Below are 12209 nucleotides of genomic sequence, written 5' to 3' on the forward strand. Positions count from 1 at the left end.
GGTAGCGCACAAGCTGCGCCGCCCCGGACGGCGCGCCGCCGATCAACGGCCGGACGTGGTCCGCGTAACCGGCAAGGAACGCGGAAATCTCCGGCAGTTTGTGGTCATGGGGGAACGGTGTGTAAAGCGCGTTGGTGTCAGGGTCGAACACCGTCCCGTCATAGCGTTTCGCCAGACGCCGGGTCTTGTTGCCGGGATAGAACCAGATCGCCCCCTCGCGCGGGGCATCCGAACCGTCAATGGCGCTCGACAAATGCAATATCGCGCGGCGCCCACGATCGTAGCGCAGGCGCAGCACTTCCACCTCAGACGCCCCGGTGATGGCGCAAAGCCTGTCCTGTGCCAGTCCATGCAATCCGGGCAGGGCAGGGTCATCAATCGCGATCATTGTGCCGCCTCCGCAATCAGGCTGCGCAGGATTGCCGGGGCGATGTCCGAGAAGGCATAGATCATCGCCAGCCGCAAAAGTGCAGCGCGACGCCAGATCCGGGCCCGCGCCACCGGCAGGTCCGGCATTCCGATGAGCAGACCCCATTCGAAGGTCGCAAGGGATCGTTCCCAGTGAAGCCCCGCGAGAAAGAGATGGGCCTGCAGGTTGCCGGGGTCAAGCGCCGGATCGGACAGCGACAAAGTGTCGAAGTCGAGGATACCCGCCGCTTCCCGGGCAATGACGATCTGCTTTTCATGCAGATCGCGGTGTGTCGGCACGGCCGGCACAGGCCGCAGGTCTTCAAGTTCGCCCATAACCCGGTCCAGAGGATCACGGATCGCGACGGCAAGATCGGGAAAGATCGGGGCGATCCGCCAGAACCATGCCTGAAGAAGCGCGGTTTCAGCCGCAGCGTCGTGGCGCGGCAGGCTTTCAATTGACAGGGATTGCAGCGCTCGGAGGGCTGCCGAGATATCGCGGCAGGCGGAATACCCGTCAAGGCCCGCGAATTCCGGCAGCGTTCCGGCCAGCGGCGCGTAGAGCGCGAGGCCAAGCGCCGGATCCTCCCCCAGAGGCGTCGGGATGCGCAGAGCACACTTGTCCCCAAGGGCATGCCACAGCGCCACATGCCGCGCGAACTGGACCTGACCGGTTTCGCTCTTGACCGAGCGGAGCCGGGCGAAGCGGCTTGTGCCATTGGCGCCGTCGAACCGTAGTACGGCGCGCTTGCCCAGCCGGTGGGCAACCAGATGCGCCGTGACCGGGCCGGGATCGGCGCCCTCGATCCGGGCGATCACTTCGCGCGCGGTCCCGGCGTTATAGAGCAGCTTCAGGCCCGGCAACCGCTCATCAAGCCCGGACAGACGCAGGATGAAGTCGCGGTCGGCAACGATCCGGGCTTCGGGCCGCCCCCCGGCCTGACCGTGGCGGGGTTTGCGAAGCCGCCGTATCGTCGCGGCGGCCTGATCCTCGCCCGCATCGGGCACCCATTCCGCCAGAACCGTCTGCTGCCCCGCCGCATATTGCAACAGCACCGGACGGCGGTCGGAAAAGTGCACGCGCTCCAGCCTTGGCCGCCCGGCACCCGCACCGATCAGCGTTTCTATCGCCCGCTGGCTCGGCCCCTCGCGGAGTTTGGTGCGGAAGGCGTCGGGCAGGTTTCCGCTGGCAATCGCGTTGGCGCTCATGCAGGCCTCGCGATCCCGGCGGGTCCGGTTGCGGCAACAAAACCGCCCTTCTCCAGATGCAGAACCCGGTCGGCGAGGCTCAGGCATTGCGGATCGTGCGTGATAAGCAGCACTGTCCGTCCGCGGGTGGCGGTGCGCAGCTCCGCCATCAGCGCCCGCGCCGTGGCTGCATCTAGCCCGGTCAGCGGCTCATCAAGGATCAGGATCGGCGCATCGCGCAGGATCGCCCGCGCGATGGCGATGCGCTGGCGCTGACCGCCCGACAGGGTTTCGCCCCGTTCGCCGACGATGGTATCGTAGCCTTGCGGCAGTGCGCGGATGAAGGCATCCGCCCCCGCAGCGCGGGCTGCGGCGATGATGTCGTCCTCGGTGGCGCCGATCCGGCCATAGGCGATGTTTTCGCGGATCGTTGCGGCAAAAAGCACCGCCTCTTGCAGAACGACGGCAATGTTCTGGCGCAGGCTGTCGAGCGTGAAGTCCCGGATATCAGTGCCGTCGATGGTAACCTGGCCGGCAACCGGATCGTAGAACCGCATGATCAGCTTGGCGACAGAGGATTTTCCAATGCCGCTTGGCCCCAGAAGGGCCACAACCTCGCCCCGGCTGATCGTCAGGTCCGCCTTTTCAAGAACCATCGGCGTATCCGGGTAGGCAAAGCTCACACCGTCAAGCGCCACCTCACCCATCAAACGCCCGGCCTCGACCGCATCCGGGCGTTCGGCCACATCGGGTTGAAGATCGAAGATCTCCAGCAGCCGCTCGCCGCTTGCCGTGGCCTTGGCGATGCGCGAGGTCATGGACGCCATCTTGCGCACGGGTTTGTAAAGCGTCGACAGATAGGCGGTAAAGACCAGAAGATCGCCCGGGCTGATGGTTCCGGCCCGAACGAGGATGACACCGTACCAAAGGACGACACTTGTCCCAAGCGCGAGCAGGACCTGGTTGATCCGGTCCATATGCGCGGCAAGCCGGGTCGTCTGCACGCCAGCTTCGGCCGAGGATGAATTCTGCCGCGCGAAGCGATCTTCCTCATAGGCTTCGCGGGCAAATCCCTTCACGACATTGATGGCGGAAATGCCTTCCGTCATGACGACGGCGATCATGCCCTCTTTCTTCCGCTGCTGCCGGGCGGCCCCCTTGATCCGGTTGCCGAAATGCCGTGTCAGCAACCAGAGTGCCGGCAGGATGATCAGCGCGACCAGCGTCAGCCGCCAGTTCATCAGGGCCATGATGGCGAGGGTCGAGAGGATGACGAGGAACCGCGCCGCGAAGAACACGACAGCATCAATCAGAAGATCGCGCATCAGCCGCACATCGCCGGTCAGGCGTGCGATAATCTCTCCGGTCGAGGCGGTGTCGTGAAAGCTGTGCGACAGGCGCTGGATGTGGCAGTAAAGGTCCAGCCGGATCGCGGCGACGACCTTCTGGCCGACAGCGGCGATCAGATAGGACTGAACATAAGCCGCAGCCCCGCCGACAAGCGCGAAGAGCAAAATCGCGATGACCGAGACCGCGAGCAACCCGTTACCTGCACCGAAGCTTGCAATCAGCGAGGCAGTGACGCTGTCGGGCTCGGCCTGCGGAATGAGGATGCCATCAAAGACGATCTTCAGCGGCCAAGGCCTGAACACCTCTGATGCAGCCACACCGATCATGGCCAGCCCGCCAAGGATCAGCTTTCGCCGATGCGGACCAAGATGCGGCCCCATTCGCCGGAAAAGCCGCCAGAGTGCGCGCGGCTCTACCCTGTCGCTGCGTCGGCTCATGCTGCTGTCCTTTGCTTTTCAACCGGCGCGATGACCCGGCGGGCGTTTTCCGTCCAGTCATGCTTCCGGCCCTCTGCGGCAGCGGCCTGTGACATGGCCGCACGCCGGGAAGGGTCGGCGTGAAGGGTTGCAAGGGCTCTGGCCAGCGCGCCCGCATCGCCCGGCGGCAGCAACCATGCCGCGTCCGACCCGGTCAGCAATTCCGCCGTCTGCCCGATCCGGCTGGCCACGACCGGGCGGCCCATGGCGAGGTATTCGTAAAGCTTCAGGGGCGAGAAATAGTGGCTGTCATCCTCTGGATAGGGGGCTGTTGCCACATCCATGCGGGCGATCAGCGGCGCCAGATCCGCGTGATCAACCCAGCCGGAAATGGTCATCGCCCCGCCAAAGCCCGCGCCTTCGGCAAAGCCCTCGATCCAGCCGCGTTGCGGCCCGTCGCCAAGGATCAGAAGATGAGCGTCGGGGCAGTTCCGGCGGAATGCACCGAACGCGCGGAGCAGTGTTTCGACCCCGTGCCAGGCTTTCAGCGATCCGGTGAACCCGACGACATAGGCGTCGTCCGGGATCGCGCCGACACGCGCCGGTTCGACGCCGGGATGGAACCGCGCCGTATCGACCCCGTTGCCGATAACCTTGACCCTTTCAGGGCCCGCGCCCCGACTAACCGCATATTCGGCAACCTGCCAGGACACCGCCGCGAGGATATCGGAGCGGGCAAAGACCACCGCCTCGATGGCCCGTGCCTGATCCGCATGCACCAGTTCCCGGTATTCGGATTGCTCAATCAGAAGGGGGGCGTTGACCTCGGTCACGACAGGCAAACCCAGCCGGGCACCCGCCCGGATACCGGCAGCGGACCAGAGCGAGTAGCGTTCATAGATCAGATCGAAGGGCCAGTCCCGATAGAGCGCGATCAGACGGTCCTCGATCGCGCGGGCCTGTGTCATGGCGGCGCTTTCTTTCGTCGCCCGGTTCGCACCGGACGGGGCCGGACTGCCGACTTCCTCCACCGACAGCGCGCCGGTCAGCGTCGCGCCCTTGCGGGCCGAAAGCGCGCGAACCTCGTGGCCCAGGGCCGCGAAGGCGCGCATCATCGCCTGAATATGGATCGAGGCGCCCTTGGCACCGAAGACCGGGATGCCGCGATCGGCGCTGACATAGGCGATGCGCATCAGGCGGCCCTCCCGATCCGGGCGGGGGCCGTCGCGGGGGCTGCCAGAAGGGCGCGCAGGGTGGCGGCATTCCGGTCAAGATCGAAAAGCCGCTCGGCCCGCTTCCGCCCCTCTGCCCCCATGCGGCGTGCCTGATCGCCATCGGCAAGAACCGCGGCGATTGCCTCGGCCAGCGCGGCCGGATCGTCGGGCGGGCAGAGTTTTCCGGTGATGTCAGGCAGAACGATTTCCGGCCCGCCGGAAACGGTGGTGGTGACCACCGGCAGCCCGCGCGCCATCGCCTCCAAAAGAACCGTCGGCAACCCATCGCGGTCGCCGCTTTTGGTGACCTTGCAGGCCAGAACCGCCAGCGTCGCCTCTTCTATTCGTTCGACCAGCCGTTCCTGCGGCAAGGCCCCGGCGAGCGTCACATGGCGGGACAATGCCAGCCGGTCGACCTGAGCAGCCAGCTCCGCCTCCAGCGGCCCGCTGCCGACGATATCCAGGTCGAAGGCAAGGCCCCGGTCGCGCAGGATCGCCGCCGCATCGATCAGGCTGGCGAAGCCCTTCTTCTCCACCAGCCTGCCAACCGCCAGCATCCGTCCCGGCCGCTGCCGCACGAGGTCAACAGGGGGGAAGGCGCGAAGGTCGATGCCGTTGTAAAGCCGGATTATCCGCCCGGCGGCCTCGGGGCACAGAGCGGCCAGATGGCGGGCGTTGTAATCCGAAACCGTCACCGTGAAGGCCGCCGCACGCAGCTTGGCGCGGCGCATCGCGGCATCGGCTTCGGGCGAGACGTAGGTATGGTAGATATCGCGGGCATGGGCGGTGAACGAAAACGTGCCCCCCATCGCCCGCGCCGCCAGAAGCGCGACCGTCGCGGCGTCGGACCCGAAATGGGCATGCAGATGCGTGATCCCGCGTGCACGCGCCGCGTTTGCTACCGCCCCGGCCTTGGCCATCAGACGGCCAGTCTGGCGCGGTGTCTTGCCAGAGAAAAGCTCCATATCTCCGGTCGCGGGATGCGCGTCGCGCCCCGCAGCCGCACCGGAAAGCATAGTAACCCGCGCCCTCAGCCGTGTCAGGCTGGCATGGCGGGGCTCATCCGGCGGGTCGAGCAGGGAAAAGACATCGACTATGGCGCCCGCCGCCTCATGCGCCAGCACTTCGTTGAGGATGAAGGTTTCGCTGAAGCGGGGAAAGCGCTTCAGCACATAGCCGACGCGCAGGCCGTCAGTGGAATGCGGCATGGGCGGCCTCCTCAACATGCAGGGATTGGCACTGGGCAAGATGATCGGCAATCACCCCGGCGGCCCGGCGGGCACCGTCGAAACACAGGCTGCCGGTTCGCACTTCGGGTGGTGGGGCCATCATCATGTGCGCAAGGGCCTCTGCGCTCAGCGCCTCGCGGCAGAGGTGCCGGGCCAGGCCCCGCGCGGCCAGTGTCTCGGCCCGGATGCGCTGTTCGGCCGAAGGGCCGAGGCGTGGCACGGTGATGATCGGACAGCCCTGCGCCAGGGCTTCGTTGATCGAGTTGTAACCGGTCATCGTGATCAGAAGATCGGCATCATCCAGAAGCGCGCCGAGATCGGGCACTCTGTCCAGACAGACAACACCAAGCTGTGCCGCGCGGACAGAGGCGGCGATCCGCAGTTCCTCATCCATAAGGGGGCCGGTCACGACGGTCATCGTGGGCCGTTTACGCCGGGGAATCGTCGCCAGCGCCGAAAGAGCGGCATCGATCAGCGGATAGGCATCGCGGCCGCCGCCGCCGGATACCAGAACCGATCGCGGCGGTTTGCCCTTGGGCCGGATCCGGGCGCGCGCGGTCGTGGTCACGATGCCGGTATAGCCCACCCCTCCGGGCAGCATCGACGCAAGCCCGTAAGCGGTGTCAGAGGGATAGAACCTCTCATTGCCGTAAATCAGCACCTGATCGTAACACCCGGCGATGACGTTCGCCGTTCCGTTTGCCGCCCATGCAGTGCGCACCCGGTCGGGATCGTCAAGAATGTCGCGCAGGCCAAGGATAGCGCGCGGCCTGTTGCGTCCCGGCCGTCGTTCCAGCACCGGCAGCAATTCGTCCAGAACCCCGCCCGGTTCGTGATCGACCAGCAGAAGATCGGGGCGGAACGCCTCGAATACGCCTTCGATGATCCGGGACCGCATCTGCCGCAGCGTTGCCGCATCAAGCCGGAGCGCGCCAGACTGGAACGCCCCCCGGCCGAGCTTGGCAAGCGACGGCAGCTTCACATAGTCGATGCCGGGATGCGGATCAAAAATCATCCCCGACGGGCAACCGATCAGCATCAGCACCGACAGGCCGGGCACAAGCGCCACAAGTTCGCGCGCGATCGAGGCATTGCGGCGCATATGGCCAAGCCCAATCGTGTCATGCGAATACATCACCACCGACGGACCGCGCCCCCGGCGCTGGCCCGGCCCGCCCTTGTCGGCGGTAAGCGCGGTGACGAGTTCCTTCAGCCGCGACAGCGCGAAGGGTTTGGCAAGGAAGGCTGCGACCGGGATCCGCTCGGCCCGGCCGCGATTGTCGAGGCTGTCCTCGCCCGTCATCACCACGACCGGCGTCTGGTCCAGTCGTCCGCCCGCGGCCGAGATCACCTCGATCCCGTCGCCGTCACCCAGCGATATATCGGCCAATACAAGATCGAAACTTCCGGCATTGAGGGCGGTCTCGGTTGCCTTCGCCGAGGCAGCATGGGTGACATGCATCGCGCAGCTTTCAAGCGACCGCACGATGTTGCGGGCAAGGACGGGTTCATCTTCGGACAGAAGTATGCGGGTCATGGCGGGCCTCTCTTGCGACCAGACTGCCCGCGCAGGGCCTGCGATTTGAGGGGGCAACGGGACCGATTTGGGCCAATTCCCACGTCCGAAATGGGGCAAATGCCCCAAATTCTGCCGATATGCCGGGGCTCGACAACTCGTCGGACCATGGTCCGTGGTCAGGGAGGGGCCATCGAATGAATACTCTGTGGCGGGAACTGGTTTGGGGACGTCAATGGCATCGAAGCCGACGGATGCGAGAGGATCGCCGCATTACGTGCGGGTGTTGTCACTCTTTATCGTCACCAGCTTTCTGGCGATCTTCGCGACGACCTTCCTGCTGTCATCCTATCTGGCAAGCTACGTGGCCCGTCAGATGATGATGCGCGACGCGGTCGTGTCGATGCAGTTCCTGAATTCCATCGTACGGGTAGAAGAGGCCAACAGCTATTTTTATGGCGAAACGCAGAACCGCGAGGTTCCGGCGATGGAGGAATTCTTTGTCCATGTCTCACGTCTGCCGGATGTCTTTCGCGCTAATGTCTATGCGATGTCGGGTGAGATTCTGTGGTCAAGCGACCGGGAACTGATCGGTCGGACCTTCGATGAGAATGACGAGCTTGCCGCAGCGATGCGCGGCGAATTGCACCCCGAAGTCAATGTGATGGAACGGGGTGAAAAGGACGAGCATGTTGGACTGTCAGCGGCTGTGACCGAGTTCATCGAGTTCTACATTCCGATCTGGTCCGAGGACCGCAGCTTTGTCGTCGGCGCGGTCGAGGTCTACAAGGCGCCGACAAGCCTGCTTGTGACCATCCGGAATATAGAGCGGCTTGGCTGGATCGCTGCCCTTCTGTCGGGCGCGGTCCTTTTTGCCGCACTTCTTGGCGTGGTGATGTATTCGGTGCGGATCCTGCGGCGTCAGGAACAGCGGCTGGTAGAGACCGAGCGGCTGGCGGTGGTCGGAGAGATGGCCTCGGCCGTGGCGCACGGGTTGCGCAATCCTTTGGCGGCGATCCGATCCTGCGCGGAACTGGCAGGAGAGGATGAGCTGCCAGACCCTGCCCGTCGGTCCGTCCATGACATCATCGATCAGGTTGACCGTCTTGAGGTCTGGATTCGATCCTTCCTGACGCAGATGCGTAAAGACCCAGCCTCGGCCCGGGACGTCGCTCATATCGACATCATCGTCCAGCGCTGCATTCAGAATTTCCGGCCCCAGCTTGAGAAGCGCGGCATAAGGGTTGAGGTTGACGGTTCGGGTCAGAACGCCCTGGCCGCCGCCGGCTCGGCCGAGATCGAACAGGTGCTGAGCACGGTCTTCTCGAATGCCGTTGAGGCAATGAAAACCGGTGGTTTTCTGCGAATTTCGTGGGGCCGCGCGCCTGGGGGGCGGATCGCGATCCAGATCGCCGATACCGGGCCCGGCATGAGCGAGGAACAACTGACCCGGCTTTTTACACCGATGCAGACCACGAAATCCGCCGGTCTCGGTGTCGGTCTGGCGCTCGGCCGCCGGATTGCGGAGCGGCTTGGCGGCAGTCTCGACCTGCGCAACGGGGCTGAACGCGGGGTCGAGGTGACACTGACACTTCCGGCAGGGGCATGACATGAGTGAAGTACTTGTGATCGACGACGAAACCGTTCTGGCCCGCTCCATGGTCAGCTTTCTTGAACGGCGCGGTTTCCCCAGCGCCTATGCCGTCGACGGGGTATCGGCGAAGGCGATGTTCAAACGCGAACAGCCACGGCTGGTCATCCTTGACTACAAGCTGAACGAGGATGACGGTCTGGAACTGCTGGAATGGATCCGCAGGTCAGATCCGCGTGCGCAGATCGTCATGATGACGGGTCACGGCGATGTCGGCGTGGCCGTGAAGGCGATGAAGGCCGGTGCCCGCGATTTCATCGTCAAGCCCGCCTCGCTGGCCTCAATCGCCGCGATCGCCCGGGATCTTATGCTGGACGAACTAGGAACCGGCCCGGACCGCACGGGGGTGGAGCGCATCATCGGCCGGTCGTCGGCCGCGAACTCGCTGCGGACCGCGATCACCGGACTGGCCCGCCCGGTCGACCGCGACACCCGGCCCGGTGTCCTGATCGTCGGCGCCGCCGGGACCGGCAAGACGCTGGTGGCCCGCGCATTGCACGAAGCCTCCGGCGGGACGGCAGAGGGCTTTGTCTGCATAGACTGCACGCATCGCCGCGACGACATGACCCTACACATGGCCGAGATGGTGACCCGCGCGGCGGCGGGCACGCTCGTCCTCCGGCATCTGGAACAGATGTCCGCGACCGCGCAGGGACAGCTTCTTGCCCTTCTGGACGATGCGGCGGAACCGCCCTCACTCATGGCAACCGCGAACCAATATCTTTCGCCCGGCAACGGCGAGGGGTTCATACTGCCCGGACTGCTCTACCGGGTGCAGGTCGGCTGGATCGACGTGCCCACGCTGGGTGAACGAACCTCGGACATCCTGCCCATCGCAGACTACACCGCCTGTCGGATCGCGCGGGGCAATGGCCTTGACCGGCCCCGGCTGACAGCCGAGGCGCGGGCGCGGCTTCTGCAACTCGACTGGCCCGGCAACGTGGCTGAACTGGTCAACTGTATCGAACGCGCAATGCTGGCGCAGACCGGCGGGGTGATCGACGCGCAACATATTCGACCGATTACGGTGGACCACTCCTCGGACGAAGACATCCCCACGCTTCAGGAGCTTGAACTCGGCGCGATCCGCAAGGCGCTTGGCATGGCCGGTGGCAATGTCTCGCGCGCGGCGGGCATTCTGGGTGTCAGCCGCGACACGCTGCGTTACCGGATGGAGAAGTTCGCCCTGTCACGGCGTTGAGAGGTACTCTCTGATCTCGGCGCAATAGTCCCGACGTCCGGCTGCGCGCAGTTTCAGGTGGCGGCGGATCAGCGCCAGCCGAAGATACCTGTTAAGCCGCAAAGGCTCGCATCCGCGCCCTAGTGCGGACCAGCCTTCAAGAACCTCCCCCTGCCAGAAGGCGATGCTTTCATTGAACCCGCCCCGCGCAACCGCCGCACTCGTCGCCAGATGGGCGATGAAATTGCCAAGATCGGCTTCCTCCGGTCCGGATGCGAGGTCATCGAGGTCGATGAGCCAGATATCCCCCGCCCCGTCGCAGATCATCTGCCCGACATGGAAATCCCCATGGAGCAGGACGGGCCTGCCCGCCCCGGCAGGAGCGGGTTGCGCCAGCGCATCCATCAACCATTTCGGAGCGTCGCCGCCAAGGCGCGGTCGGATGCGCAACAGGGGGTCGAATTCCGGTACCTGCCCTGCCGTGACATCATGGAGCGCGCCGAGGGGGACAAGCAAAGCCGACATCGGCACGGCTTCGAGCAGGTTGAAACCGGTCAGGCCGGTAACGTGATCGAAGGCAACCTCGCGCCCGGTCTGGCCGGGGCGTCCATCCGGCGTAGGAAGGCCCGCCCCGCGCAGCCGCGCGGTCCGGCGCAACGCCTCCTGCGCCGCACCGGTGGTGGCAAAGGATTTCCGAAAGACACTCATAACAGATCGAGGATCAGGTCAGCCGCCCGCGAAGCGCCGTCGCTGCCCAGATCAACGGGCGCGCGTCGCCGCGGTGTCTCGATCTGCGCCGCCAGCCAGTCCACAGCCTGTTCGTGTTGCAAAAGGTCGTAGCCATGGCCAAGCCTGGACCCCCAGCAACGGACCCGCGCCACCTGATCGTCGAGACTGCGCGGAATGGGCATCAAAAGGGCCGGCGTATCGGTCGTGGCCAGTTCGAGAACCGAATTGTATCCCGCCGTTGTGATCACCAGATCGGCCGCGCGGAAGATCCGGTTCAGATCGCCGCCAGGATCAAAAACCTTGTCCACGCCCGCCAATCTCTGCCCGCCCGCCCGGGGGCCAAGCGCCTGCCGGACCTGAAACGCCCGGCCGACACGGCGACGTGTATCGGCAATCACCCTGTCGAGCAGCGGATAGAGCTGATCCCGCGTCGCATCCGTCCCTCCGCCACCCGTCGCAACGACGATGCCTGCCGGTGGTTCGCTTCCGTCGCGCGGACCTGTCGGCCGGACGATCCATCCCACCGCCTGAACGGATGCCGACAACGCGCGGCCGCCCGGCATCCAGTGATCCCGGGGGTTGGGCACGATCACCCGGTTCCAGCCTCCGGGAATGGAGAAGTGCGCGACCCTGTCGGCCATGGTTTCGCGCAGAATCAATGCCTTTCGGCCCCCAAGCCGCTCAATCCCGGGAACCTGCACCGTGTCGAAGATGGTGATACCGGTACTATCGGCCAATGCCTCTGCCATCTCCTGCCTCGGCCGCATTGTGATTGCGTCAAACACGCGCAGGTCCCCGTCCGCGATACCGGTAGGAACGGCGTTTGTGAGCAACCTCAGACCGAGCGCCCGCCGCTTCCGGCGCAGCGCCTGTGCAATCGTTGTCACCCGGCGCAGATGGCCAAGACCGCTTTTCCCGGTGGCAACGAATGTCAGAGCGTTCTGGTTCATGATCTCTCGGTGCTTTTCGTTGCGATCATCGTGGCGTTTCGCAGATCCGAACAGCCGCGCGCAGGCCCGAATTGGGGCTTCTCACCACCTTGTCGGCATGAAATTTCCGGGCTGGTGAAACGGTCCGAAGGTATTGTGAAGCTTACTCTCCCCCTCATCTGTTCAGGATCAGGGTGGCCGGCATTCCCACGACAGGTTGGCGGCTATGGCATCACCCGAACTGGAAACGTGGGGAACGATCACAGTCCCGCCTCGGCTGCGGGATCGCCCCGCACCGGTCACGCGATGTAACAACCAGCGGATTTCTTCACATCAGCACAAATTTTAGGTGGTCTGGCTTGCTTTGGACACAATCCGCAGGCACCATTCCGGCAGGCC

The 12209-nt window shown here is 64.9% G+C and carries 10 protein-coding genes; 2 read left to right on the top strand and 8 right to left on the bottom strand.

Translation table 11 applies throughout. From position 1 onward, the window contains the following. The 6 genes from WBB85_RS03770 to WBB85_RS03795 all read right to left on the bottom strand — a co-directional run. The coding region (locus WBB85_RS03770; RefSeq protein WP_432637286.1) for a hypothetical protein at nt 1-388 on the bottom strand (388 nt) is incomplete at its 3' end. After that, nucleotides 385-1617: a phosphotransferase gene (locus tag WBB85_RS03775; RefSeq protein WP_432637287.1), complete on the bottom strand. Its 1233-nt coding sequence runs from the start codon at nt 1615-1617 to the stop codon at nt 385-387. The genes WBB85_RS03770 and WBB85_RS03775, both read right to left, overlap by 4 nt. After that, nucleotides 1614-3383, bottom strand: coding sequence for an ABC transporter ATP-binding protein (locus tag WBB85_RS03780; RefSeq protein WP_432637288.1), 1770 nt, complete (start codon nt 3381-3383; stop codon nt 1614-1616). The genes WBB85_RS03775 and WBB85_RS03780 overlap by 4 nt, the downstream gene beginning before the upstream one ends. Then, on the bottom strand, nt 3380-4555 hold the full coding sequence (locus tag WBB85_RS03785; protein ID WP_432637289.1) for a glycosyltransferase family 4 protein: 1176 nt from the start codon (nt 4553-4555) through the stop codon (nt 3380-3382). The genes WBB85_RS03780 and WBB85_RS03785 overlap by 4 nt, the downstream gene beginning before the upstream one ends. Then, nucleotides 4555-5784, bottom strand: coding sequence for a glycosyltransferase family 4 protein (locus WBB85_RS03790; protein ID WP_432637290.1), 1230 nt, complete (start codon nt 5782-5784; stop codon nt 4555-4557). The genes WBB85_RS03785 and WBB85_RS03790 overlap by 1 nt, the downstream gene beginning before the upstream one ends. Further along, entirely contained in the window at nt 5768-7342 is a 1575-nt protein-coding gene (locus WBB85_RS03795) for a response regulator (protein WP_432637291.1), read from the bottom strand. Before WBB85_RS03795 ends, WBB85_RS03790 begins: the two co-directional genes overlap by 17 nt. 214 nt (nt 7343-7556) lie before the next feature. Here WBB85_RS03795 and WBB85_RS03800 point away from each other — a divergent pair, with 214 nt between their 5' ends. Both WBB85_RS03800 and WBB85_RS03805 read left to right on the top strand, forming a co-directional pair. Beyond that, entirely contained in the window at nt 7557-8930 is a 1374-nt protein-coding gene (locus WBB85_RS03800; RefSeq protein WP_432637292.1) for a sensor histidine kinase, read from the top strand. 1 nt (nt 8931) lies between these two features. Further along, on the top strand, nt 8932-10173 hold the full coding sequence (locus WBB85_RS03805) for a sigma-54-dependent transcriptional regulator (RefSeq protein ID WP_432637293.1): 1242 nt from the start codon (nt 8932-8934) through the stop codon (nt 10171-10173). Here the strand turns inward: WBB85_RS03805 and WBB85_RS03810 are convergent. After that, nucleotides 10162-10860, bottom strand: a complete 699-nt coding sequence (locus WBB85_RS03810; RefSeq protein WP_432637294.1) for a phosphotransferase family protein — start codon at nt 10858-10860, stop codon at nt 10162-10164. The two genes, WBB85_RS03805 and WBB85_RS03810, sit on opposite strands and share 12 nt — an antisense overlap. Continuing rightward, nucleotides 10857-11831 carry a glycosyltransferase gene (locus tag WBB85_RS03815; protein WP_432637295.1) on the bottom strand — a complete coding sequence of 325 codons (975 nt, stop codon included), beginning with the start codon at nt 11829-11831 and terminating at the stop codon, nt 10857-10859. Before WBB85_RS03815 ends, WBB85_RS03810 begins: the two co-directional genes overlap by 4 nt. Between the last annotated feature and the right edge of the window lie 378 nt (nt 11832-12209).

This window comes from Albidovulum sp., assembly GCF_049646345.1.
Lineage (GTDB): Bacteria > Pseudomonadota > Alphaproteobacteria > Rhodobacterales > Rhodobacteraceae > Albidovulum.